Origin of the sequence: Oryzibacillus soli (assembly GCF_051594765.1) — a bacterium.
Taxonomy (GTDB): domain Bacteria; phylum Bacillota; class Bacilli; order Paenibacillales; family NBRC-103111; genus Paenibacillus_AR.
On record NZ_JBPPGJ010000008.1, the window covers coordinates 68,201 to 93,192 of the forward strand.

The 24,992-nt window shown below is 61.6% G+C and carries 21 protein-coding genes; 18 read left to right on the forward strand and 3 right to left on the reverse strand.

The genetic code is table 11. The annotated features are described in order from the left end of the window. Nucleotides 1–10 precede the first annotated feature (10 nt). Complete coding sequence (locus ACSEXW_RS12295; protein WP_438446645.1) at nt 11–733, forward strand: AzlC family ABC transporter permease; 723 nt, start codon at nt 11–13, stop codon at nt 731–733. After that, nucleotides 724–1,044 carry an AzlD domain-containing protein gene (locus ACSEXW_RS12300; RefSeq protein ID WP_438446449.1) on the forward strand — a complete coding sequence of 107 codons (321 nt, stop codon included), beginning with the start codon at nt 724–726 and terminating at the stop codon, nt 1,042–1,044. Before ACSEXW_RS12295 ends, ACSEXW_RS12300 begins: the two co-directional genes overlap by 10 nt. A gap of 66 nt (nt 1,045–1,110) precedes the next feature. Here the strand turns inward: ACSEXW_RS12300 and ACSEXW_RS12305 are convergent, their stop codons facing one another. Continuing rightward, nucleotides 1,111–1,218, reverse strand: a complete 108-nt coding sequence (locus ACSEXW_RS12305; RefSeq protein WP_438446450.1) for a YjcZ family sporulation protein — start codon at nt 1,216–1,218, stop codon at nt 1,111–1,113. 129 nt (nt 1,219–1,347) lie between these two features. Continuing rightward, nucleotides 1,348–2,565 (reverse strand): MFS transporter, encoded by a 1,218-nt coding sequence (locus tag ACSEXW_RS12310; RefSeq protein ID WP_438446451.1) that lies wholly within the window; start codon nt 2,563–2,565, stop codon nt 1,348–1,350. 216 nt (nt 2,566–2,781) lie between these two features. Between ACSEXW_RS12310 and ACSEXW_RS12315 the strand changes: the two genes are divergently transcribed. The 3 genes from ACSEXW_RS12315 to ACSEXW_RS12325 all read left to right on the forward strand — a co-directional run bounded on the left by ACSEXW_RS12315 (nt 2,782) and on the right by ACSEXW_RS12325 (nt 6,820). Further along, nucleotides 2,782–4,998, forward strand: coding sequence for a PAS domain S-box protein (locus tag ACSEXW_RS12315; protein WP_438446452.1), 2,217 nt, complete (start codon nt 2,782–2,784; stop codon nt 4,996–4,998). A 187-nt stretch (nt 4,999–5,185) separates the two neighbouring features. Further along, the gene (locus tag ACSEXW_RS12320; protein ID WP_438446453.1) at nt 5,186–5,623 is read left to right on the forward strand and encodes a hypothetical protein; all 438 of its coding nucleotides are present in this window, start codon (nt 5,186–5,188) and stop codon (nt 5,621–5,623) included. 39 nt (nt 5,624–5,662) lie between these two features. Beyond that, nucleotides 5,663–6,820, forward strand: a complete 1,158-nt coding sequence (locus ACSEXW_RS12325) for a transglutaminase domain-containing protein (RefSeq protein WP_438446454.1) — start codon at nt 5,663–5,665, stop codon at nt 6,818–6,820. 258 nt (nt 6,821–7,078) lie between these two features. On the opposite strand, the gene ACSEXW_RS12330 is transcribed toward ACSEXW_RS12325, so the two are convergent. After that, nucleotides 7,079–8,041 (reverse strand): carbohydrate kinase family protein, encoded by a 963-nt coding sequence (locus ACSEXW_RS12330; protein WP_438446455.1) that lies wholly within the window; start codon nt 8,039–8,041, stop codon nt 7,079–7,081. A gap of 198 nt (nt 8,042–8,239) precedes the next feature. Between ACSEXW_RS12330 and ACSEXW_RS12335 the strand changes: the two genes are divergently transcribed. The 13 genes from ACSEXW_RS12335 to ACSEXW_RS12395 all read left to right on the forward strand — a co-directional run bounded on the left by ACSEXW_RS12335 (nt 8,240) and on the right by ACSEXW_RS12395 (nt 24,956). Further along, nucleotides 8,240–8,944 (forward strand): HAD-IA family hydrolase, encoded by a 705-nt coding sequence (locus ACSEXW_RS12335; protein ID WP_438446456.1) that lies wholly within the window; start codon nt 8,240–8,242, stop codon nt 8,942–8,944. Nucleotides 8,945–8,953: 9 nt separating this feature from the next. Then, the gene (locus tag ACSEXW_RS12340) at nt 8,954–11,008 is read left to right on the forward strand and encodes a peptidoglycan D,D-transpeptidase FtsI family protein (RefSeq protein WP_438446457.1); all 2,055 of its coding nucleotides are present in this window, start codon (nt 8,954–8,956) and stop codon (nt 11,006–11,008) included. 165 nt (nt 11,009–11,173) lie between these two features. Then, nucleotides 11,174–13,267 carry a peptidoglycan D,D-transpeptidase FtsI family protein gene (locus ACSEXW_RS12345; RefSeq protein WP_438446458.1) on the forward strand — a complete coding sequence of 698 codons (2,094 nt, stop codon included), beginning with the start codon at nt 11,174–11,176 and terminating at the stop codon, nt 13,265–13,267. Nucleotides 13,268–13,394: 127 nt separating this feature from the next. Further along, on the forward strand, nt 13,395–16,712 hold the full coding sequence (locus ACSEXW_RS12350; protein ID WP_438446459.1) for a DEAD/DEAH box helicase: 3,318 nt from the start codon (nt 13,395–13,397) through the stop codon (nt 16,710–16,712). A 239-nt stretch (nt 16,713–16,951) separates the two neighbouring features. After that, entirely contained in the window at nt 16,952–17,905 is a 954-nt protein-coding gene (locus ACSEXW_RS12355; RefSeq protein WP_438446460.1) for a metal ABC transporter solute-binding protein, Zn/Mn family, read from the forward strand. A gap of 21 nt (nt 17,906–17,926) precedes the next feature. Further along, nucleotides 17,927–18,691: a metal ABC transporter ATP-binding protein gene (locus ACSEXW_RS12360; RefSeq protein ID WP_438446461.1), complete on the forward strand. Its 765-nt coding sequence runs from the start codon at nt 17,927–17,929 to the stop codon at nt 18,689–18,691. Nucleotides 18,692–18,696: 5 nt separating this feature from the next. After that, nucleotides 18,697–19,683 (forward strand): metal ABC transporter permease, encoded by a 987-nt coding sequence (locus ACSEXW_RS12365; protein WP_438446462.1) that lies wholly within the window; start codon nt 18,697–18,699, stop codon nt 19,681–19,683. Further along, a complete protein-coding gene (locus ACSEXW_RS12370; protein WP_438446463.1) occupies nt 19,680–20,567 on the forward strand; it encodes a metal ABC transporter permease in 888 nt (295 codons plus the stop codon). Before ACSEXW_RS12365 ends, ACSEXW_RS12370 begins: the two co-directional genes overlap by 4 nt. A 444-nt stretch (nt 20,568–21,011) precedes the next feature. After that, entirely contained in the window at nt 21,012–21,275 is a 264-nt protein-coding gene (locus ACSEXW_RS12375; RefSeq protein WP_438446464.1) for a hypothetical protein, read from the forward strand. A 30-nt stretch (nt 21,276–21,305) separates the two neighbouring features. Next, nucleotides 21,306–21,467: a GNAT family N-acetyltransferase gene (locus ACSEXW_RS12380; RefSeq protein WP_438446465.1), complete on the forward strand. Its 162-nt coding sequence runs from the start codon at nt 21,306–21,308 to the stop codon at nt 21,465–21,467. Between the two features lie 314 nt (nt 21,468–21,781). Continuing rightward, on the forward strand, nt 21,782–23,656 hold the full coding sequence (asnB, locus tag ACSEXW_RS12385; RefSeq protein ID WP_438446466.1) for an asparagine synthase (glutamine-hydrolyzing): 1,875 nt from the start codon (nt 21,782–21,784) through the stop codon (nt 23,654–23,656). 63 nt (nt 23,657–23,719) lie between these two features. Further along, nucleotides 23,720–24,457 (forward strand): Cof-type HAD-IIB family hydrolase, encoded by a 738-nt coding sequence (locus ACSEXW_RS12390; protein WP_438446646.1) that lies wholly within the window; start codon nt 23,720–23,722, stop codon nt 24,455–24,457. A gap of 10 nt (nt 24,458–24,467) precedes the next feature. Further along, nucleotides 24,468–24,956: a DUF456 domain-containing protein gene (locus ACSEXW_RS12395; protein ID WP_438446467.1), complete on the forward strand. Its 489-nt coding sequence runs from the start codon at nt 24,468–24,470 to the stop codon at nt 24,954–24,956. Nucleotides 24,957–24,992 lie beyond the last annotated feature (36 nt).

Sequence of the window (24,992 nt, forward strand, 5' to 3'; positions counted from 1 at the left end):
AATCGGAAGCATCACAGCGCCGTCCCAGGAGCTTCCTGTGGGTGCCGGTGGGGCTTTTTTGCAAGGGGTGAAGGACTGCATCCCTACGGTGTTGGGTTATCTCAGCATCGGCTTCGCCGCCGGCGTCATCGGCAAGACCTCGGGGCTGTCGGTGATGGAGATTGTGCTCATGTCCGTCTTCGTCTACGCCGGCTCGGCCCAATTCATCATGTCCGCCATGCTGGCGGCAGGAAGTCCCGGTCTTGCCATTACCATGACCGTATTCCTGGTCAATCTGCGGCACCTGCTGATGAGCGCTTCCGTGGCGCCTTACTTCAAGCATCTCCCCATCTGGAAAAATCTGATCCTGGGCGCTCAGCTCACGGATGAAACCTTCGGAGTGGCCTCTACGATGCTGCCGGGCCGGGAGCGCGGGAGCGGCCGATGGATGCTTGGACTGAATATGACCGCACAGGTGAATTGGGTGCTGGCGACGGCCATCGGCGCTGTGTTCGGACTATGGATCGAGGACCCGACCGGCTACGGGCTGGACTTCGCTCTGCCCGGCATGTTCATCGGGCTCCTGGTGCTGCAGCTGCTGGCCCGGAGCAAGTGGCGGGTGGATCTGATCGTCATGGGCACTGCTGTGGCCGCCACGCTGATCGGCTGCCTGTGGCTGTCGCCCAGTCTCAGTGTGCTGGCTGCGATTGTCATCGCGGCGACGGCGGGAATGGCGGTGGAAGCATGGAGGTAAGAGGGGATGTCCTGCTAATCATTCTGGCGTCGGCCCTCGTGACGCTGCTGCCCCGGGTAGTGCCGCTAGCGCTGCTAAGCCGGGTGGAGCTGCCGGAGTGGAGCCTCCGCTGGCTCCAGCACATACCGGTGGCGGTCATGTCAGCGCTTTTGGCCCAAGCCTTGTTCATTCGGGACGGTACTCCGGCCTGGCAGCCGCTGATGGTGCTTCCGGCCATTCCGGCCTGGCTGGTCGCGGTTCGGACCCGAAGCCTCCTGCTGACGGTGGTTGCGGGCATCGCGGCGGCCATGGCGTTGGTTCGGCTGCTCTAGCTGCCAGGGTTGCAAAAGGCAAAAAGTCCGGTGCTCAAGCACCGGACTTTTTGCCGTCTTCAGGAATTAGAACCAGAAGCCGCGGGTAACGATGACCAGGAGGATATAGAGAACAAGGATCAAGCCGGTGGAGGTCCAAACAACGCCGCCGCCGCAAGGATTCATAGCGCCCATGTGCCACACCCCTCTTTCCTGACCGGTTAGGTCATTTACAATACCATCTTATTCAGGTAGGAACCCATGGACTGTGCGCTTACCCATGGGCAGATGACGATCCTTGGGCGGTTTGTCCGGTGCAGGCGTCTATGCGGCGGGAGTTTCCCCCGCTGGCGTGAGACGGAGCCGCTCCAGCGGCAGGAAGATTAGCCCCAGCATCAGCACGAAGAAGGCGATGAAGTAAGAGGACAATGACTCCCGGAAGTGTCCTGCCGCCACGGGGCCGATGAAGGAGCCGATGGAATAGGCGATGGAGAGCACGGAGTAAGCCCGCCCGTATCGGGTGGCATGGGTTGCGGAGCCCAGGAGGCTGGCGATGGCGGGGAAGATGACCCCCTTGCTCATGCCGATCAGGAACAGAAGAATGTACAGGGAGATGGGGGCATCAACCGCCATTAGGAAGAATACCATCGCCAGCAGGAAGCAGCCGGTCACGGTCCTGGACAGCGGGGAGAATCGGTTCAGGAATACCATGCTCAAGCTCAGGAGCGCTCCCAGGCTGACGAGGGAGAACAGGATGCCTGAGGTCAGGATGGAGCCGGCCGATGCGGCGGAATGTCCGTGATCATGATGATTCAGCATCGGCAGCTCGAAGAACAGGATGCCCTGGGAACACGAGATGGCCAACGGCAGGGCGAAGAAGAGCCAAGGGATGCCGCGGTCCGTTGCAGGCGGCGGGAGCTGATCTCCGGCCGATGCGGTTCCTCTTCCGCCGTGGGGGTGCGGTGCGAAGCGTTCACCCGGAACGCCGGTGGCATGGGAGGCCTCGCGGATCCCGAAGATGGCCAGCACTCCGGTGACGATCAGGCCCCATCCGAGAACGGTGAAGGCCGTGGTGAAGCCGATCTTGGCCACGAGGTAGGCGCCTGCGGCGGGGGAGACCACGGAGGCTAGGGTGTGGACGAGCCCATTGCCCGACATCAGCTTGCTGCGGTGGATGTGGTCGCGGGCCAGCTTGGCCAGCAGGGCCAGACAGGCGGGCGACAGGAAGGCCAGCACGAAGCCGCTGATGGAGCGTACGGCGAGAAGCTCCCAGGGATCGGTTACCCGGGATTGGAACAGGAGCAGAACCCCCGCCAGGATGAGGCTGGTGACGATGAAGCCTTTGCTGCCGTAGCGGTCCACCCCGAACCCGGCGATCAGGTTGCCCGGCAGGTGGGTGATGGAATAGACCCCTAGAATGAGTCCGATGAAGGACGGTGCCGCTCCCAGGGAAACCGCAAACGGCGTCAGGATCGGGTACTGGGCGTGCAGGTCGAAGAAGGCGACGAACATGAACAAATACAGCCATATCGCGGTTCTCACCGGTGGATCATCCTCTCTTCTGCTCCGAGTGGTCTTGTCTCTATGTACCATCATACGCAGCTTGTCTGCCCGGTATGACCGGGGTATCCCAGGCCGAAGCAAGCTTAGACGCAAAGAAGAAAGTAATGGAATTTTCAATATAAGGAGGGAAAATGATGATTTTTGTCGAAATTTGTAGAATATGAACACGATCGGTTCCCGGAGGTGCAGGTTTCCTTGATCAAAGAACTCATCGCCAATGTATCCCTGCTGATCTCCACCCTATTCGTCTGGGGGCAGCTGCTGCGCAATCCAAGACTAGGCCGAATGCGCTATAAGCGCTGCACCATGGGGATCATGCTGGGAGCGACCGCGCTGATCCTCATGCATTCCGGCATCAATATCTGGATCGACGGCCAAAAAATCGTGATTGACCTGCGGAATGTGATCATCGTGCTCTCCGCCCTGTACGGCGGGCTCCCATCCATGCTCCTGACAGTCGTCACCATCGTTACGGGGCGGCTCTTGTACCTGGGCATAAACGGGACTCTTCTGCTCGCCGCCGTAAGCGCGCTTCTCATCGGGTTCTCCGCATGGGGGGTATCCCGGCTGAAGCTTAGGGAAATCTGGGCCTTCAACCTGGCGAATCTGTTGTCTGTCGGCGTCGGCATCGGCTTTATCCTGGTGCTGCTTCCCGGTTACCCGGGACGGCTGGAGCTCATCAGTCTCTACTCCATCGTCTCGATAGCCGGAGGCATGCTGGCCTTCTCCATTGTCCGCTACCTGCGGCATTCTTACCAGCTGCAGGATCTCGTAATGGAGAACGAGCAGAAGTACGGCTCGCTCTTCCGCAACAATCTGGATGCCGTCTGTTCCTTTGACGTGGAGGGCCGGTTCGTAACGGCCAATCCGAGCGCCGAGCGGCTGACGGGCTACACGGTGGAGGAGCTGCGCGGCATGCGCTTCCTGGACCTGGTCCCCTCGGAGGAGAAAAGCCGCATCCTGGACCTGTTCTCAGGAGCGCTGCGCGGACGACCTCTCCAGTCGGAGCTGCGGCTGGTCCACCGTTCGGGCCGGATCGTCCATATCCTGGGGAACCCGATTCCCATTGTGGTCCACGGACGGATCATCGGCGTCCACGGGGTCGGGAAGGACATCACGGAGCTGAAGCGGGCGGAAGCGGAGCTTAAGGCGTCCAAGATGAGGACGGAAGCCATCCTGGAGAGCATCACGGACGGATTCTTCGCACTGGACGCAGAGGGGCGGTTCACTTACGTCAACCATGAATCGGAGCGGATTCTGAACCGGAGCCGGGATAAGCTGATCGGACGGGTCATTTGGGAGATGTCCCCTGAACTTGTGGAGACCCACTTTCACGAGCGGTGTATGGCTTGTATGAGCGGAGGAGAGCCGGTTTCGTTCCAGGAATTTTATGCCCCGGCGGGCATCTGGTTTCAGATCCGGATCTATCCGAATGCGGAGGGCTTGTCCGTCTATCTTCACGACATCACCCAGTCCAAGCTGGCGGAGGATGCACTCCGTGACAGCGAGGAGCGGTTCCGGCTTCTGGTGGAGCATGCCACCGATCTGATCTGCAGGCTGGACGAGACTGGGGTTCCCACCTATCTCACTCCTTACTGCCGCACTCTATTGGGTTATGAGCCCGAGGAGCTGGCCGGCATCCAGATCTATGACTACGTCCACCCGGATGATGCAGAGGTGCTTCGGACCAACGCTCTGCAGGCCGCAGGAGCCGAGGTGTTCCATCATCCGGAGCTTCGCTTCCTGAAGAAGGACGGCTCCTACGTCTGGGTGGAGGCACGAAGCAAAGGGGTTCTCGACGAAGCGGGAGCCTTGAAGGAGATCGTCGTCTCCGTCCGGGACATCACCCGTCGCAGGAAAGCGGACGAGGCGCTTCGGAGAGTGAATGAAGAGCTGCGGCGCCTGTCCTCGCTGGATGGGGTGACGGGGATCCCCAACCGGCGGCACCTGGATGAAGTGCTGGAGCGGGAATGGACACTGGCGGTACAGGGTAACAAGCCCCTGTCCTTGGTGATGCTGGATATCGACTATTTCAAGCCCTATAACGACACCTACGGCCATTTGGGCGGGGACCTGTGTCTGAAGGGAGTGGCGGGAGCTCTGCAATCCGCAATGCGGTCCCGGGACTTCGCCGCCCGCTATGGCGGGGAGGAATTCGTAGCGCTGCTTCCGGATACGGGCGAGAAGACGGCCTTGACCATCGGCGAACGCATCCGGGCATCGGCAGAGGGGCTCCGGATCCCGCATGCCGGGTCGGAGATCCATCCCTTCATGACGGTGAGCGTCGGAGTAGCTACCGTTTATCCGGCCCCGGGCGGGAGCCCGGAGGAGCTGGTGGACTTGACGGACAAGGCGCTGTATCAGGCGAAGCTGGAGGGACGGAACCGGGTGTGCAGCTCCCGGGCAGGATAAAGTACCCACCATACCGCCCGGATCCGGCGGAACGGTCTCAATGCGAGGGGCTGCTGCGAATCCATATGGCAGAGCGGATATTGCCAAAAAAGGGATGAACTCTGGTCCGGGCCTATAGTATATTTAAATAGGCTTCCTAAATGAAGTGGAAGATTAGGAACAAACGGAAGAAGGGTGGTTTCATCGAATGGAACAGTGGCAAAGCTTCGTTCAGGACCAGTGGTTCATCATCGCAGGCGCGGTGATCGTGCTTCTCTTGGTCGTGAAGCTGGTGAAGACGGCAATTAAATGGGCGGTAATCCTGGCGCTGGTGGCGGGCCTCCTCGTTTACGGAGCCAATTATAAGGATAAACTGGCCAGTATTAAGGATGCTGTGGTGGAATCCGCAACCGCGGCCGTTGCGGATACAATCAAGGATCAGGCTGCGGAAGCCATCCGCAACGAGGCCAAGGAGGCCAAGTTTACGAGCAACGCCGACGGCAGTTTTTCGATTAAGAGCAAGACCATCCAAGTGGATGGCAAATCGGGTGCGGATACGGTGAAGGTCACCGTTGCCGGCCAATCCTTCAACATGAAGGTGGTCGACGCAGTCCAAACCTTCATCGACCAGGCAAAGAAAAACTAGCCGTTTCTTGCGAAAGGCTAGAAAGGAGGATGGATGGCGATGGAACACTTAAGCTCTGTCAGCCCATGGAACGCGGTATCCGTCATCGTGCTGCTGATCGTCGCTCTGTCCATCCTTCAGGGAGCGCGCAGGGGGGCAACCGGCTCGGCCAGACAGCTGTACGGCTTTGTGTCGGAAGGGGCGGCCGCTGCGGCTGCCCTTTATTTGGCTTGGAAGGGGATGGGGCTGCTCTCGCCCGTTCTCCGGGCTTGGCTCATCGGACGGGACATCGCCATACCCAACCGGGAGCTGTCCATGTGGGCCCAGATGTACTATACGTTCGTGACCTCGCTCCGGGATTTCTCGCTGATGAGGTCCACGCTGGTTTTCTTGGTGCTGTACGGGTTCGTCAAAGGGCTCCTGGCCCACTTCGTGCTCCCCGTCCTGGACCGGGCGGTGGCTTCCTCCGGCAGGAGCCGGGAAGGAACGGGGACAGCCCGACGGGCCAGCGCCTGGACCAGCGTACCGGCGGGTGCGCTGATCGGCGGGATTACGGGGGCGGGCCGGGCTTTGATTTTTATCGCTGGGGTGCTGGTGTATACCACCTTGTTCCCGGATTCCCCGGTGGCGGCCTATGCTTCCCAGTCGTCCCTCTATCAGCGGGGGGCGAAGGATGTCATCGGTCCGCTGACCGGCCGGATGCTGGATAAGCTGCCGGTCCTGGCCGGGTCCGTGGAGGACGAGTTCAACCAGATCCTGAAGCGGAAGTACGAGGTGCTGGACGCCCGGATTCCGGAGGATATCGCAGCAGCGGCGCAGGAGATTACGGCCCGGAAGACCACGGACGAGGAAAAAGCCAAGGCCCTTTACCAGTGGGTGGGCACTCGGGTGAAGTACGATTGGGAGAAGGTCCGGCTCTACGAGGAGGAACGGGTCTGGAAAGAGCAGACCCCGGAGGACACCTACAAGACCCGGACCGGCGTCTGCATCGACTATTCCCGCCTCTACGCCGTTATGGCGCGGGCGGTGGGGCTGGAGGTCAAGGTGGTCACGGGCCTGGGGTCGGACGGCCGGGGCGGCTTGGGCTCCCACGCCTGGAACGAGGTGTACCTGGCCGAATCAGGCAGCTGGGTCCCGCTCGATTCCACCTGGGTCTCAAGCGGCGGCAATTGGTTCAACCCGGCCGACTTCAATGACACGCACATCAAGGAATCCTGACAGTGCTAGGACTCCGCGGGGGCAGCTCCCCTGCGGAGTCCTTTTTTGCTGTGTGGGGGGCGCGGAAGCTGATCTGTCCGGTGGTAGACAGCGGCTGCGATGTGGTTATGATGTGGTTGTGGTTGCGTGGTATAACGGAATGTTGCATGTGTCGGAACCCCCGGGCCCGCCCTGAGCGGCTCCCTTGCTCCTCGGCCCTGCGCCCCCGCTCCTTGCCCCACACCCCGTGACCGATGCCCGCTCCCGGCCCTCGGGGCGCTACCCCCGGACCTCGTCCGGTCCGGGGAAGGACGCGATGGCGCCGGGCCGGGTGGTCGAGAGCGCGGCGGCTGCGTTGGCGAACGCCAGGAGCTCTCGGGCCTGCTCCGGCGTCCATGCTTCCGGCCCCAGCCCTTGGGCCGCCCGGAGCCGGTAGAGGACCGCGCCGACGAAGGCGTCTCCCGCGCCTGTGGTGTCGACGGCCTCCACCTGCCGCCCGGAGACCTCCACCGTCGCGTCCCGGGACACCCATACGGAGCCCGCGGCTCCTTTGGTGTAGAGCACCTGCTTCACCGCTCCGGTGAACAAGGAGGCCAGCGCCCGTTCCTCGTCATCCTCGATGCCGGTGATGAACGCCAGCTCCTCGTCGCTGACCTTCACGATGTGGCTGAACGGCAGAAACTCCAGGATGGCGGCCCGGCATGCCTCGGGCGACGGCCACAAGGGCAGCCGCACGTTGGGGTCGAAGCTGACCGTGCCGCCGGCTTCCGCCATGCGCCGCACGGCCAGCCGGTGGGCCTCCTTGACCGGGGCGTCGATCAGATCGACGGAGCAGAAGTGCAGGATGTCCCCCGGACCGAAGGGGATATCCGCCACGTGCTCCTCCGACAGCAGCATGTCCGCCCCCGGATTCCGGTAGAAGGAGAAGTCCCGGTTGCCGTCCTCCTGCAGACTGACGAAGGCCAGGGTGGTCAGCGCGTCGCCGGTCCGGTGCGTATACCGCGTGTCCACCCCCGCCTCCTCCAGCGTCTCCAGCAGAAAATCCCCGAAGGCGTCCCGGCCCAGCATCCCGATGAAGGCGCTCCGGCCTCCCAGCTTGGCTACGGCGCAGGCCACATTGGCCGGCGCCCCTCCCGCCGCCTTGCGGAAGCCGTCCACCTCCTTCAGCCGGACGCCCTTCCGGTCCGGGATGAAGTCGATCAGCGCTTCCCCGATAGTGTAGATGACGGATGCTCCGCTCATGTCCATACTCCTTCCTGGGCGGTCCTCCCAGGAGGCCGTCCCATGCCGATTATCCCCCTAGGATACAATAAGCGGGAAGGGACTTCCACCCTTTCCGAAGGTCGGATTTCCTGTTTTTTTGCCGTTTGGTTCCCCCTCCCGGGTATGCTAGAATAGGAAGAATGAAGAATCTTGACTCCCAAGGAGGAATGATGGCATATGAAGCCGCTGGAGCAGTACAAAGCCGTCTTCTTCGACGTCGGCGACACGCTGATGACCATACCGGCCGCCCGGGTCATCATGCAGCAATTTCTGGCTCTCCGTTCCCTCCACCGGGAGGAGGAGCAGGTCGGCGAGCTGTTCACCCAGGCGTTCCGCCTGTTCTACTACGGCAAGCAGCTGAACCCCGAGGAGGTCTGTTCCCCGGAATCCGACCGCGAATTCTGGATGAAGGTATACCGGTTCATTCTGCAGGAGCTGGGAGCCGACCAGGAGTGGACGGAAGACGAGATTCACCATTGCTGCCACGAGCTCTACGATCTGTTCACAGGGCCGGAGCATTACCAGCTGTTCGAGGATGTGAAGCCCGTGCTTGCGGAGCTGCACCGCCGGGGATTCCGGCTCGGCATCATCTCCAATTTCGCCCCCACTCTCAAAACCATCCTGGAGGCCAAAGGCATCCTCCATTATTTCGATCCCGTCATCGTCTCGACGGAGGTAGGGCTGGAGAAGCCGAACCCTGCCATCTTCCGGCTCGCCCTCGAGGAATCGGGCTTGGAAGCGTCCGAGGTGCTGTACATCGGGGACCATGACCAGAACGATATTTGGGCGCCGCAGCAGATCGGCATCGATGCCCGCAAGATCCTGCGCTACGACTATTTGACCGGAAGCGGGATCCACAGCCTGCAGGAGCTCTTGAAGTAAGGAGGACCTATGAGAAGAACCGTATCCCACCCCACCGACGACGAACAGACCCATGAGCGGAGCAGACGGACTCATTTCTCCATCCGAATCAATATGTTTTTCTTCGCCACCTTCCTGCTGTTCTCGGCCTTGATCGTGAAGCTGGCCTTCCTGCAGTTCGTGGAGGGCAAGACGCTGTCCGCCCAGGAGCAGGCCAACACCAAGAAGGACATCACCATCTCGCCGATCCGGGGCAACATCTACGATCTGGACGGATACCCCATCGCCTATACGACGTCCGCCCAATCCCTGTTCTACCGCATCGTTCCCGGCCAGACCGGCGAGCAGAAAATCGCGCTGGCCCGCAAGCTGGCGGACCTTCTGGCCAAGCTCGGCGACCCCAAGGCGGGAGTCTTGGACGCCGCCGAGGTCATCAAGCGCATGGACGTGGGGCTGGACCTGGAGGGGAACCCGGTGAAGGATCCCAGCTATACCTTCCAGCCCCGGCGGATCAAGGCCGGCTTGACCAACCGGGAGATCGCCTACCTGACGGAGCACCAGGATGAGCTTCAGGGCATCGAGATCGTGGAGGAGAGCACCCGGGTCTACGACGAGCAGACCATCGCCGTGCAGCTGGTGGGCTACCTCCGTCCTTATTCGACGGCGAGGAACCAGTCCCAGTCCTACCTGAACTACTACAAGGACAATCCCGGGGAGTACCTGAACGAGGAGTTCGTCGGCTTCGACGGCCTGGAGTTCCTGTACCAGGATGAGCTGCGCGGACAGAACGGCAGCAAGACCTACCCGGTCAACTCCAAATCCCAGATCATCGGCCAAGTGAAGATCACGCCGCCGGAGAAGGGGCACAACCTGTTCCTGACCCTCCGCAAGGACGTCCAGCTGGCGGCGGAGAACGCCATCGCTAACCATCTGGCGTACATGAAGAGCAGCGAGGCAGCCAAGCTTCAGTATCCGGCTCTGGGCAAGAACGCGGTATCCGGCTACGCCGTAGCCATAGAGGTGGATACGGGGCGGGTGGTCGCCATGGCCAGCTATCCGGACTATGACCCGAACATCTGGGCCGACGGCCTGTCGCAGGACGAGCTCCGCGACTTCCAATATGCCATCCCCAACGGAACCATCCGGGAGCGTCTGCCCAATATCCAGGATGACAAAGAACGGGGCAAGCACCCCAGCTCCCTGGTACCGTTGGGCTCTACCATCAAGCCGCTCACCGTCATGGTCGGCCTGAACGAAGGCATGATCACGCCGAACGAGCGCTACAGCGACCCGACCACCTTCGTCTTCGGCAAGGACAAGAAGAGCTCCGTCAGCAACTCGGACAAGCACAACTACGGCGTGCTGACCCCGGCCACCGCCATCAAGTGGTCGGCCAACACCTTCATGTCGGAGATGATCGGCGACCGGATGTACAAGAGCTCCAAGTACCCGTCCTTCCCGAAGGCGGGCAACGCCATCGAGGTGTGGGACTCCTACATGAAGAAGTTTGGCCTGGGCCAGCTGACCGGCAGCCAGCTTCCCGGTGAGTATGCGGGCGATCCCTACTACTTCGATACGGCCAAGCGGGAGTCCGCCCAGTCCGTCATGATCTACGCCTCCTTCGGCCAGCAGGCCCGGTACACCACCCTGCAGCTGGCCCAATATGCCAGCATGCTGGCCAACAAGGGCAAGCGGTACCGCCCGCTGTTCGTGGACCGGATCACCACCTACGACGGCCAGCTGATCCGCAAGCTGGAGCCTCAGCTCATCAGCGAAGAGAAATTCCCGGACGCCTACTGGAAGGTGCTGGAGAACGGGATGAAGGAGGTCTTCGTCACGGGCTTCGACGGCGTCGGGTACGATCTGGCCCGCAAGACCGGTACCTCCCAGCAGCAGGTTGCTGGACAGCTTCTGGAGAACGCGGTGTTCATCGCGTACGCCCCGGTGCAGAAGCCCAAGCTGGCCGTGGCCGTCGTCATCCCCGAAGGGGGCTTCGGCTCCTGGGGGGCCGCACCCATCGCACGCGCCATCTTCGATGCGTATGACAAGCAATACGGTCTGGACGGGGTCCCGAAGGGGAACTGATCCGGCCGGCCGCATACAGCTCGTCCCCGAACACCGGGGACGGGCTTTTTTGCATCATTGGGAACTCATTCGGTTGGAACGGAGAATGGGCCGTGGTACACTAGGAAATGGAATCCATTCCTTACATACCCGATTCTTTATATAGGCGGAGGTATCATTCGTGCCATGCAGACTCCCGTAAATACCGAGGACCGGGGACAGGCGGCCCGGCGCAGGCGGACCCAGTTCTCGATTCGGATCAACGTGTATTTTTTTGCCACATTCGTCATGTTCTCCATCCTGGTCGGGAAGCTGGCCATGCTCCAGTTCGTGCAGGGGGAGGAGCTGGCGGCCAAGGAGATGAACATCCAGAAGGCCGACGTGCGGATTCCCCCGATCCGGGGCAACATCTACGATGCCAAGGGGGCCCCGTTGGCTTATACGGTATCGTCGCAATCGCTCTTCTACCAGCTGAAGCTGGACAAGAAGAAGGACGAGACCATCGCGCTGGCCCGCAGGGTGGCGGAGGCTTTCCAGAAGCTGGCGCCGGACGCGAAGAAGGCGGAGCAGCCCGACGCGGCCGAGGTGCTGAAGCGGATGGATACGGGCTTCGGCCTGGACGGCGAGAAGACCAAGGGCGCGGGCTACACCTACAGCCCCCGGCGGATTAAGGCCAATCTGAGCCGGGAGGAAATCGCCTACTTCACGGAGCACCGGGACGAGTTCGACGGCTTCGAGATCACCGAGGAGAGCACCCGGATGTACGACGGGGACAGAATCGCCGTGCAGCTCGTGGGATACCTTCGGCCCTTCTCCACCGCCAACAACGTCAGCACCAAGTACCTGGACAAGTACAAGGACGAAGCGATGAAGAAGGAGTACCTGAACGAGGAGATGGTGGGCTTCGACGGACTGGAGTTCATGTACCAGGATGAGCTCCGCGGCAGGAACGGCAGCAAGACCTATCGGGTCAACAACACCTCTCAGATCATGGAGCAGGTCCAGCTGACCGCGCCGGTCAAGGGCAGCAACCTCCATCTGACCATCGACAAGGATGTCCAGCTGGTGGCGCAGAATGCGATCAAGAACCAGATCGACTATATGAAAAGCCCGGCGGCTCGCGGCACCTATGCCGCCAAGGGCGCCAATGCGGTGGCGGGCTACGCCGTCGCCATGGAGGTAGACACCGGACGGGTGGTGGCCATGGCCAATTATCCGGATTACGACCCGAACATCTGGGCGGACGGCCTGTCTCCGGAGGAGAACGAGGAGTTCCAGTACGCCTTCCCCAACGGAACGATCCGGGACCGTTTGCCGAACATCAAGGATGACAAGGAACGGGCGAAGCACCCGGGGAGCATGGTCTACCTGGGCTCCACCATGAAGCCCTTGTCCGTGCTGCTGGCCATGAACGAGGGCATCGTCCGTCCCAACGAGCCTTACCAGGATCTGGGGATGTTCGTGTTCGGACGAGACGGCTCCGGCAAGATTCCCAACTCCGACGGGATGAACTGGGGCACGCTGTATCCGGCCACCGCCATCCAGCATTCCTCCAACACCTTCATGGCGGAGATGATCGGCAACCGGCTCTACTTCAGCAGCAAGTATCCGGCGTACCCCAAGGAGGGCAATGCGCTCGACGTATGGGACTCTTACATGAAAAAATTCGGCCTCGGCGTAGTGACCGGCAGCGGGCTGCCCGGGGAGAACCCCGGCATTGCGGACTATCTGAACCTTCAGAAGGCGGGCAGCCTTCAATCGGCTCTGATCTACGCCTCCTTCGGCCAGCAGGGCAAATACACCGTTCTCCAGTTGGCCCAATACGCCTCTATGCTGGCTAATCACGGTAAACGGTATAAGCCGCTCTTCGTTGATAAGATCACCACCTACGACCAGGAGCCGGTGAAGACCTTCGAGAAGGAGCTGCTGAACGAGGAGAAGTTCCCGGACGCCTACTGGAAGGTGCTGGAGCAGGGGATGATGTCCAACGTACAGGGCTTCGACGGCGTGAGCTACACCTTCAAGCGCAAGACGGGAACGTCGGAGCAGGACGTGGCGGGCGTGCGGCTCGACAATGCCGTATTCATCGCCTACGCTCCGGCGGAGAAGCCGCGTCTGGCGGTAGCCGTTATCATCCCCGAAGGCGGCTTCGGCTCCTGGGGGGCCGCGCCTATCGCCCGGGCCATCTTCGACGCCTATGACCAGCAGATCGGGCTGGACGGCACGCCGAAGGGCGTTCCCCCGGCCGGCACGGCGGGAGCAGGCGGGCAGGGACAATAAGCGAAGCTCCGGCGTCTTCAGAGTCGCCGGAGTTTTTTTGTGATGCGGTGGAGGCGAAAGTTTGTTCGGGTTATGAAGTTCTGGTATCATAGGGGCAATAGCAAGCAAGGGAGAAAGGAACGGTCCGATGGGAACACCCATTACCACGATGCTGATCCACCGTCTCTGCGGCGGGCAGTCTTATCCCCGCGGAGAGGCTTATTACCGGGAAGGGCGTGTGAAGCTCACCCATTACGATCCCGAAGGGGACATCTACGAAGCGGAGGTCCGCGGCAAGGAGCTCTATGAGGTCCGCATCGAGTTTGACGAGGAGGGGGATGCGGACGCCTCCTGCACCTGCATGGCCTTCTTCTCTTACGAGAATCACTGCAAGCACATCGCAGCGACTTTCTTCGCCGCTCTGGACCGGCAGCGGAAGGGGGCTGGAGCGGAGACGGAACGCCGCTTTCCCTCGCTTCTCCATCCGGCAGGCGCCCTTCCGACGGGTGTCCTGGCTCCGCGCCGGACGGTGGAGCCCGACCGGGATCCGTATCTGGTGGAGGACGTGCTGGAGCTGTTCGCGGATAAGCCGGGTGCAGCCGGGCGTGCGGCTTTTCGCTTCGACGCGAGAGAGGTGCTGGAGCTGGAGGCCACGCTGAAGCTCCTTCCGTACGGCTACCGGAAATTCATGTTCGGCATGGAGCTCAAGCTCGGTCCCAAGCGGCTCTATGTGGTTCAGAAGATCCGGGACACACTCGAGCGCATTCATCGCCGGGAGACCATCCATTTCTCCAAGAACTTCGTGTACGACCCGGAGAAGCATGCGTTCCGGCCGGAGGACCGGGAGCTCTTGCGGGTGCTGACGGACGTGTATCACAGCGAGCGGTGGGTCCAGGACCGGCTGACGCCGTACTTGACCCCCGGCCGTTACGGAGGCTCCGACCGCTGCCTGATGATCCCCCCGGTATTCTGGGAGAAGCTGGAGCCCCTGCTTGTAGCATCGCCGCTGGCGAAGCTGGATGATCACGGAAGGATCATCGAGGGGATCCGCCGGTCGGAGGAGCCGCTGCCGGTCTCCTTCCAGTTCGACGAGTCCGGACCGGACGGCTACCGGCTGGATGTACACGGGCTGGAGGAGCTGACGGTGATGGAGCCCTACGGGCTGGTCCTGCATGACGGCAGGCTCCTTAAACCGGAGCGCGCGGAGGTGGAGCGGCTGGACGGCCTGAAGGAACGGCTGGAGGATTACCGGAAGCCGGTGGTCCGGATTCCGCCGGGACAGATGGAAGCGTTCATGGAGCGTGTGGTTCCCGGGCTGATGAAGCTGGGATCCGTCCGTATCGCCCAAGCCGTCTCGGACCGGATTGTCCGGACTCCCTTGAAGGCCAGGCTGTTCCTGGACCGGGTGAAGGATCGGCTGTTGGCGGGGCTGGAATTCCAATACGGCGACATCGTGGTCAACCCTCTGGAGAGCCGGGGAGGCGGCCGGGGGAACGACCGGATTCTAATGCGGGACGGCGAGCGGGAACGGCAGATTCTGGAGCTGATGGACAAGAGCCTGTTCGCCAAGACGGAGAGCGGCTACTTCCTGGACGACGAGGAGGCGCAGTACGATTTCCTGTACCATACGGTCCCCGAGCTGGAAAAAGTCGCCGACGTCCTAGCCACCTCCGCCGTCAAGGTCCGGCTGCATACGGGGTATCCCGCCCCCAAGGTAAAGGTCGACGTGGACCAGCGGACCGATTGGCTGGAGATGAAGTTCGACCTGGACGGGATCCCCGAGGCGGAGATCAAGGAGGTGCTCCGCTCGCTGGAGGAGAAGCGGCGGTACCACAAGCTCCGCAGCGGGGCGCTCCTGCCGCTGGAAACCGAGGCCTTCCAGGATATTATGGGGGTCATGCGGGAGCTGGGCGTCCGGCGTTCGGACCTGCAGGGGACGGAGCTCCGCCTGCCTGCGCTCCGGGGCATGAACCTGATGGAGTCCCGAGACCGGGGAGACGCGGTCAAGCTGGGCAAGTCTCTGCGCCGCCTCCTCGAGAATATGCGGAATCCCGACAACCTGGATTTCCCCGTCCCGCAGGAGCTGGAGGGGGTGCTGCGGGATTACCAGCGCTTCGGCTTCCAATGGCTGAAGACGCTGGCCCATTACCGGTTCGGCGGCATCCTGGCCGACGATATGGGCTTGGGCAAGACGATCCAGAGCATCGGCTTCCTGCTGTCGGAGCTGCCCGGTATCCGGGAGCGGGGCATGCCGGCCCTGATCGTCTGCCCGGCGTCCCTCGTCTACAATTGGCGCAACGAGCTGCACCGCTTCGCTCCGGACATCCGGGTAGAGCTGGCTGACGGGTCCAAGGCGGACCGGACCAAGGCCGTCAAGCGCGGCTTCCAGGGCCATGCCGATGTGCTGGTCACCTCCTACCCACTCTTGCGCCGGGATATGGAGCTGTATGCCGGCCGGACTTTCCATACGCTGCTCTTGGACGAGGCCCAAGCCTTCAAGAACCACGCCACCCAGACGGCTCAATCCGTCAAGGAGGTGGAGGCGCTCCACCGCTTCGCCCTGACGGGGACTCCCGTGGAGAACCGGCTGGAGGAGCTCTGGTCCATCTGCGATACCGTATTCCCGGGTCTGTTCCCGGGCCGGCAGGCCTTCAACGAGCTGCCCCGGGACACGGTGGCGAAGCGAATCCGCCCCTTCCTGCTGCGGCGGGTGAAGGCTGACGTGCTGAAGGAGCTGCCGGACAAGATCGAGACGATCCAAGCCGTAGGCCTCCTGCCCGAGCAGAAAAAGCTGTATGCAGCCTATCTGGCCCGCCTGCAGCAGGAGACGCTGAAGCACCTGGACGAGGAGGGCTTCGGCAAGCACCGGATCAAGATCCTGGCCGGACTGACCCGGCTCCGCCAGCTGTGCTGCCACCCGGCCTTGTTCGTAGAGGGATATGCCGGCGGCTCGTCCAAGTTCGAGCAGCTGCTGGAGCTGGTGGAGGAATGCCGGGATGCCGGCAAGCGGATGCTGGTATTCTCCCAGTTCACGGGCATGCTGGAGCTGATCAGCCGGGAGCTGGGATACCGGGGGGTGCCGTATTTCTACTTGGACGGCAGCACGCCGGGGGCCCAGCGGGTGGAGCTGTGCAGCCGGTTCAACGGCGGAGAGAAGGACGTGTTCCTGATTTCGCTGAAGGCCGGCGGCACGGGGCTGAACCTGACCGGAGCAGACACCGTCATTCTCTATGACCTCTGGTGGAATCCGGCCGTGGAGCAGCAGGCGGCTGACCGGGCCCACCGGATCGGGCAGAAGAACGTGGTGCAGGTGATCCGGCTCGTGACCGAGGGCACCGTGGAGGACAAGATGTATGAACTGCAGCAGCGCAAGAAGCACCTGATCGAGGAAGTGATCCGGCCGGGGGAGGAAGCCTTGTCCTCTCTCTCCGAAGACGAGATTCGGGAGCTTCTGCAGCTGGCTTAACGCAAGAGCCCTGGCTTCGCACGGAATGTGCGGGCCGGGGCTTTTTGGCATGCGGAGACGTGAAGTGCGCGGGACAGGCACCAGGAATTTTTCTGTAAATGATGTTGCACTAGGGAAACATTTTTGTATATAATTTAAAAAGAGTCGCAGGGACAATAATTATTTACTTGTACAAAATTTAGAGACAGAGGAAACAAACCTTCGGGACCTTGGTCCACGGGATAAAGGAGAGGAACACCATGAATGGATGGATGACCGGCAGTTGGAAGCGGGCCGGGTTGCTGCTTGCGGTTTTGGCCTTGTTATGGGTTACTGCCGCATGCGGAGCGGCGGATGCTCCCGCCTCCCGGGCGGACGGGAAGCTTCGGATTACGGCCACGACAGGGATGATCGCGGACGTGGCGGCCGAGATCGGCGGGGAGCGTGTGGAGGTCACGGGCTTGATGAAGGCGGGGGTGGACCCCCATTTGTATAAAGCCTCGCAGGGTGACATAAAGCGGCTGGAGCAGGCGGACCTGATCCTCTACAACGGGCTCCATCTGGAAGGCAAGATGGCGGAGGTGCTGGAGAAGCTGGGCAAGAAGAAGACGGTCGTCGCCGTCTCCCGGGATATCGATCCGGCGAAGCTCCGGGCCAGCCAGGACGGCAGCACCCAGTACGACCCGCATATCTGGTTCGACGTGCGGCATTGGATGAGCGCAGCCGGCACGATTGCGGCAGAGCTGGCGAAGGAGGATCCGGCGCATGCCGGCGAGTACAAGGCCCGGGCCGATGCTTACCTGGCGAAGCTCCAGGAGCTTCATGAGTACGCCAAGCGCCAGATCGCCTCCATTCCGGAGAGCGGAAGAGTGCTCGTCACCGCCCACGACGCGTTCCAATACTTCGGTGCCGCCTACGGCATCGAGGTCCGGGGGCTGCAGGGCATCAGCACCGCATCCGAAGCGGGGGCCAAGGACGTGAGCGCCCTGAGGGATTTTCTGGTGGAGCGGAAGATCAAGGCGGTGTTCGTCGAATCCAGCGTGCCGAAGAAGACCATCGAGGCCGTCATCAGCGGCGCCAAGCAGCAGGGCCACACGGTCGCCGTGGGCGGGGAGCTGTTCTCGGACGCCATGGGTGAGGCGGGTACGCCGGAGGGCACTTACATCGGCATGGTCCGCCATAATGTGGATACCATCGTTTCGGCGTTGAAATAGATCGAACAGGAGGGATTGCACATGGCAAATCCGCTTAGCATCCGGCATTTATCAGTGGCTTATCATAAGAAGCCGGTCTTAAGGGAGGTCAGCTTCGAAGCGCCCGAAGGCAAGCTGATCGGTGTGGTCGGCCCCAACGGCGCCGGCAAGTCGACGCTGATCAAGGCGGCCCTGGGCTTGATCCCCCGGCTCGAGGGGGAGGTCCGCTTCTTCGGCAAGCCATATGCGGAAGCCCGCAAGCAGGTGGGCTACGTGCCCCAGCGGGAGTCGGTGGACTGGGACTTCCCCACCAGCGCCCTGGACGTGGTGATGATGGGCCGCTACGGCCACCTGGGCTGGTTCCGCCGCCCGGGGGCCAAGGAGAAGGCCATCGCTCTGGAATGCCTCGATAAGGTGGGCATGGCCGATTTTGCCGGACGGCAGATCAGCCAGCTATCCGGCGGGCAGCAGCAGCGGGTGTTTTTGGCCCGGGCGCTGGCGCAGGATGCCAGCTTATACTTTATGGATGAACCGTTCGCGGCGGTGGATGCGGCTACGGAGAAGGCCATCATCACCCTCTTGAACCAGCTGAAGGCGGAGGGCAAGACCGTGCTGGTCGTCCATCACGATCTGTCCACCGTGAAGGAATATTTCGACCATGTGCTCCTGCTGAACGAGACGGTGGTGGCCTCGGGACCTGTGGAGACCACCTTCACCGCCCAGCATCTGCACGCGGCTTACGGCGGACGGCTGGCCATTCTGGACCGTGACGGCGGCGGAAGCTCCGTCACCGTCACGGCGAGGTGAGCGGGATGGAGAACCTCTTCGGACTTCTGCAGGACCCGAACATCCGCTGGATCCTGCTAGGCTGCATGCTGCTGGGCTTGGGCAGCGGGGTGCTGGGCTCCTTCGCCTACCTCCGCAAGATGAGCCTGATGGGCGATGCCCTGTCCCATGCGGCGCTGCCGGGCATCTGCATCGCCTTCATGCTGACGGGCATCAAGTCGGTGGGGATCTTCCTGATCGGAGCTGCCGCCGCCGGCTTGATCGCCACCTTGGGCATCGGCTGGATCACCCGGCATTCCCGGGTGAAGCAGGATGCGGCGCTGGGCATCGTGCTGTCGGTCTTCTTCGGCTTCGGCATCGTGCTCTTGACCATGATCCAGCACAGCGGCAGCGGCAATCAGAGCGGTCTCGACAAGTTCCTGTTCGGTCAGGCGGCGGCATTGAACGGCAGTGACGTGACCGTCATGGCCGGCGTCTCCGTGCTGCTGGTCGGCATCTGCGTGCTGCTGTTCAAGGAATTCAAGCTGCTGAGCTTCGATCCGGGCTTCGCCCGGGGCATCGGGCTGCCGGTGGGCTGGCTGGATCAGCTGATGATGCTCCTGCTCGTGGTGGCGGTGGTCGTCGGCATCCAGGCGGTGGGCGTGGTGCTCATGTCCGCGCTGCTCATTACGCCGGCGGTGTCCGCCCGGTATTGGACCGAGCGTCTGGGCGTGATGACCGCTCTGTCCGGACTGTTCGGAGCCCTCTCGGGCTTCTTCGGCACCTGGGCCAGCACGGCGGCGGGCAATCTGCCGACCGGACCCTTAAGCGTTCTGGCGGCCACCGTCTGGTTCACGCTGTCGGTGCTGCTGGCTCCCGGCCGGGGCGTCCTGGCGAAGCTGCTGTTGCGGCGATCGGCGAAGCGGGAGCTGCTTCTGGAGCGGAGCAGCCTGGCAGGCGCCTCCGGTAGGGTTCCGGGGGCCGGTGCCTCTGCGGCTCCGTTGAAGGTTCATGGGAAGGGGGAGCAGGCATGAACGGATTCTGGATCATCCTAACCGGCATTCTGGCGGCCTCCGCCTGCGGGGCGGTAGGCAGCTTCCTGGTGCTCCGCAGAATGTCGATGATCGGGGACGCCATCAGCCACTCGGTGCTGCCCGGCATCGTCATCGCCTTCCTGATCAGCGGGACGCGGGATTCGCTGCCGATGCTTTTGGGCGCTTCCGTCCTGGGCCTGGTCACCGTCTTCTTGATCCAGATGTTCCACCAGCAGGGTGTACAATCCGATGCTTCCATCGGAGTGGTCTTCACCGCTCTGTTCTCCGTGGGTGTGGTGCTGATCAGCCTGTTCACCCGCCAGGTGGATCTGGATCTGGACTGCGTGCTGTATGGCGAGATCGCCTACACCGGCTGGGATACCCTGACGGTGGGCGGCTCGGACATCGGCCCCAAGGCCGTATGGGCCCTAGGGATCGCGTTGGGGCTGAACCTGAGCATGATCGGGCTCTTCTACAAACAATTCAAGCTGTGTGCCTTCGACCCGGCCCTCGCGGCGGCCTTGGGTATTCCGGTGGCGCTGTTCCACTACCTGCTCATGGGGCTCGTCTCCGTGACGACCGTCGCCTCCTTCGAGAGCGTCGGCGCCATTCTGGTGGTGGGCATGCTGGTGGTGCCGGCGGCCACGGCCTATCTTCTGACGGAGCGCCTGAGCATCATGATTCTTCTGAGCATGGGGATCGGCTCCGTCTCGGCGGTGCTGGGCTACTTCATCGCGGCGGCCCTGGATGCTTCCATCGCGGGAGCGATGATCAGCGTGGCGGGCGTGCTGTTCGCACTGGCGTTCCTGCTGTCCCCGACCCATGGCCTGGTCTGGAAGAAGCGCCGCCTGAGACGCAGGGGGCCTGCCGGTCAGGCGGTGTAAGTGCGGAAGCCTTGTGGGCTTCCGCTTTTTTTTATGGGAAGCATCGTTCGAGCTCCGCAGCCAACGGCACAAATGCCTTTGGTTGCTCAGATAAAAACAATCCTCCGAGTTCAAGGGCAAATGTGCCGTTTGTTGTCCAGTAGAAGTGAAAAGGGAGAGTCTTCTCCCCAACCAAAGGCAAAAATGCCTTTCATGGAGTCTGACGAAGGGGATTGTGAAGAACGAAGGGCAAATGTGCCGTTGATCAGACGGAAGGGTTGTGGAACGAGAACGAGAAAACAACATCGGCCCGATTACGGGTGAGTCGGTGAATATGGGAGGATAAGTGGCCCTTTTTCAGGGGAGCGGGGGAATGCAGTCCCAAGGGGAGAACAAGATGGAGCTGAAGCAGGGAGAGCTGCTCATCCGAAGTGCAGCAGCCACGGATGCGCGGACGTTATGCGAATGGTGGAACGATGGAGAGGTCATGGCCCACGCAGGGTTCCCGAAGGGACTCTCGGCACGACGGAGGAGGAAGTGGCCGCGAAGCTGGCGGCGGATTCGGACCGGGGACGGCGGCTTATTCTGGAGTTGGCGGGGGTGCCCGTCGGGGAGATGAATTACCGGACGGCAGTGGAGAGGACAGCCGAGATCGGCATCAAGATCTGTGACCCCGGAAGCCGCGGTCAAGGCCACGGTACAGCTTATCTACGCATGCTGATCAGCTGACTGGTTTACGGGGTCGGGTATACGAGGATCGTGCTGGACACCAATCTGAGCAACGAACGGGCGCAGCATGTGTACGAGAAGCTAGGCTTTCGGCGGACGGCGGTGCGAATAGACTCCTGGAGAGACCAGCTGGGGAACTTGCAGTCCTCCGTGGAGTATGAGCTGCTAAGGGAAGAATGGGAGCTTCGGTAAGTGGGGCATAAGGCTGTTTTTGCAGTTATTTGAGGCTGGACTTCGGTTAGCGGAGTCCGGCTTTTTGTGCGGAAGCGGCCTTGAGCCAGCTAGAGGCGCTACCTGGAAGTCTTTTTTCAGAAAAGAGCCTCGTAAGGTTTTAGCAGTGATTTTGGGTGAATACACCGGATTAAGGGGGGATTCGGGGGAGGAGCGTCTTTGGTGTCCCTTTCAACTTATGCTATACTTATATATCGTTAAAAAAGCGGCTTTTACGCGGCGACGTTAAAAAATATCCGGTCCCATAGGGATGGCAAAGTTTGGAGTGTTAGGCGATGTGCGGCATAACCGGCATGATGATGTTTGACGGAAGCGTACCCGATATGAATGTGTTGAAGCGGATGACCGACGTGATCGTCCACAGGGGTCCCGACGATTTTGGATTCTATACGGATCCGGGCATCGGACTCGGGTTCCGAAGGCTGTCGATCATCGACATCAAGGAAGGGCACCAGCCTCTCGCCAACGAGGACGAAACCGTCTGGATCACCTTCAATGGAGAAATCTACAACTACAAGACCCTGCGTTCCCAGCTCATCGATAGGGGGCATATCTTCAAAACCCATTGCGATACCGAAGTCATCGTCCATTTGTACGAGGAACACGGCGAGGAGTGCGTCAAGCATCTTCGGGGCATGTTCAGCTTCGCGATCTGGGATAAGAATAAGCGGCAGCTGTTCTGCGCGCGGGACCACTTTGGCATCAAGCCGTTCTATTACCATCTGTCCGGCAGCCGCTTCATCTATGGCTCGGAGATCAAGAGCATCCTGACTGCCGAGGGTCTCCGCCGGAGCATCCGGCCCGAGAGCCTGCTCTCTTACCTGACGTTCCAGTACGTGCCGGATCCGGACACCATGTTCGAGGGGGTTCACAAGCTTCCGCCGGCCACCACCATCACGGTGAAGGCGGATGGTACCCATCGCCTGCGCAAGTACTGGGATCCCATGTTCGAGCCGGTCAAGCGGAGCTTGAACGACGACATCGAGGAGCTGCGGGCCCGTCTGAAGGAGTCCGTCTCCCACCATATGGTCAGTGACGTGGAGCGGGGCTGCTTCCTGTCCAGCGGCATCGATTCCACGGCCATTGCAGCCCACATGCGCGCCATCGAGCCCATCCGGACCTTCTCCGTCGGCTTCGAGGGGACCAACAACGAGACGGTCATCGCCAAGGAAACGGCGGCGGCGCTCGGCACGGAGCATTATTCCAAGATCATCACCGAAAAAGAATTTTTCGACGCCGTTCCCACCGCCGTCTGGCATCAGGATGAGCCGGTGGCGGACCCATCGGCCATCGCCTTGTACCATGTAGCTGAGTTGGCCAGCGAGCACGTTACCGTCGTGCTGTCGGGCGAAGGCGCCGACGAGCTGTTCGGCGGCTACCGGATTTACCGGGAGCCCCATTCGCTTCGGGGCTTCGATTGGATGCCTCTCGGCCTGAAGCGGACCCTTCACCAGATGTTCAGCGTGCTGCCGTCCGGCATGAAGGGGCGCAACTTCCTCCTGCGCGGTACGACGCCGCTGGAGGAGCGCTTCCTGGGCAACGCCAAGATCTACACCGAGGACATGAAGGCCGAGCTGCTTCGCATCGGCGGGGACCTGCTCCGGACCTACAAGAACCCGGTCCAGATCGCCGGCGACTACTACAAGCGGACCACCCACCTGGACCCGGTGTCCCGGATGCAGTACATCGACATGAACCTGTGGATGCCCGGCGACATTCTGATGAAGGCTGACAAAATGACCATGGCCCACTCGTTGGAGCTCCGGGTCCCGTTCCTCGACAAGGAGCTGTTCGAGCTGGCCCGCCGGATCCACGTGAGCCACCGGATCGCCGGCGGCACCACCAAGTACGTGTTCCGCAAGGCGATGGAGGGCATTATTCCGGACTTCATCCTGAACCGTCCGAAGCTGGGCTTCCCCGTTCCCCTGCGCGATTGGCTGAAGGGCCCTTACGCGGGGCGGATGCTGGAAGAGATCCGCGCCAGCGGCATCGATTCCTATGTCCATATGGGGGCCGTCGAACGGATGCTCCAGGAGCATAAGAACGGCGTTCAGGACCATGCCCGCAAGCTGTGGGTCATGTACTGCTTCGCGCTATGGCACTCCGCCTATATGCAGGAGCAGCCGCAGGGAGCCGCAGCAGCCATCTGATCCCGAACATGATCATATTTCCCCCACAAGGAGGCCCATGTGAACCTGACAACCCCTTACCGTATGCTTGCGCTGGATATGGATGGCACCCTCTTGAACGAGGAGAAGGAAATTTCCGGGGAAAACCGGCGTTGGATCGGAGAAGCCTCCCGGGCCGGCATTGCGGTGATGTTCTCCACCGGCCGGGGACGCCAGAGCGCGCTGCCGTATGCTGAGCAGCTCGGCCTGGAGACCCCCATGGTGCTGGTCAACGGCAGCGAGGTGTGGCGTACGCCGAACGAGCTGTACAAGCGGACGCTGATGCCGCTCGATTGGATCCGCACCATGCGGAAGATGGCGCTGGATTATGACGTCTGGTATTGGGCGTATGCCGTTCAAGGCATCTTCAACCGGGAGAATTGGCCGAAGACACCTGAGGCCGAGGAAGCCATGGGCTGGCTCAAATTCGGGTACTATTCGGAGAATCCCGTTAAGCTGCCGGCCATCCGCAAGACGCTGGAGGGCTGGGGTACCCTGGAGATCACCAACTCCCATCCGTTCAACATTGAACTGAACCCGCTGGGAATCTCCAAAGCCAGCGGCCTGCGCGACGTGTGTGAGTTCCTGGGCTTGGAGATGTCCCAGGTGATCGCCATGGGCGACAGCGAGAACGACCTGTCCATGATCCGGGAGGCCGGGCTGGGCGTGGCCATGGGCAATGCCCAGGACGAGGTCAAGGCGGAAGCGGACGCCGTAACGGCGACGAATGACGAGGACGGCGTGGCCCGGGTTATCCGGAGATACATTTTCGGATTGGAGTGAGGGGGATCTCATGACGCTTACGATAATCGCGTGGATTCTGATCGTCGTGCTGTTCATCGTGGGAATGGCAGGAGCCGTATACCCGGTACTGCCCGGCGTGCTGGCCGTCTATGCGGCCTTCTTCGTATACGGGTTGATGATCTCATGGAGCGATTTCGGCTTCTGGTTCTGGTTCATCGAGACGACCATCGTCGTGGTGGTGTTCGTAGCGGACTATGCGCTGGGCGCCTGGGGCGTCAAGCGTTTCGGCGGAACCCGGGCTTCGGTCATCGGCAGTACCTTGGGCATCATCCTGGGGCCATTCGTCATCCCGGTGGCCGGCCTCCTGATCGGTCCCTTCCTGGGGGCGGTCATCGGCGAGCTGATTGCCGGCAAGGACGCCCGCAGTGCCATGATGGCAGGCTGGGGAGCGTTGGTCGGGTTCTTCACGAGCACAGCGGCCAAGATCATCCTGCAGCTGATCATGATCGTCGTCTTCATCATCGCTTGGCTGTGGTAGAACAAACGGACTTCATAGGGAAGGAACAACCATTGC